Genomic DNA, 262 nt, shown 5'->3' with positions numbered 1-262 from the left:
TGGACCATAAAAACGATTGGTCAAATCATTAATGAGAAAGGCAAATGGATAAGTAAAAGCTCCATAAGTCAACAGCTCATTCAAACCAAACCAATAGACGGGATACTGAACCAAAATATTAGAAGCAGTAACCGCCAGACACATTGCTAAAATAGAAAAAATAACATACTTTCTCTTTTGCTGTTCTAATAAAAGACCGCTTGAAAACATTTTTTTAACCTGGGGTATGGAACCAATAAAATAATAGAGCGATTAAAGAGAA

At 33.6% G+C, this 262-nt stretch carries 1 pseudogene; it reads right to left on the bottom strand.

What is annotated here, in order from left to right:
- Positions 1-210, bottom strand: a pseudogene (locus ACFINC_RS11415) (VUT family protein); the annotation flags it as partial.
- Positions 211-262: the final 52 nt, after the last annotated feature.

Origin of the sequence: Bartonella sp. AP58NXGY, assembly GCF_042195785.1 — a bacterium.
Taxonomy (GTDB): Bacteria; Pseudomonadota; Alphaproteobacteria; order Rhizobiales; family Rhizobiaceae; genus Bartonella.
The sequence above is the reverse complement of the archived record's forward strand: the minus strand, read 5'-3'. Positions and strand labels throughout refer to the sequence as shown.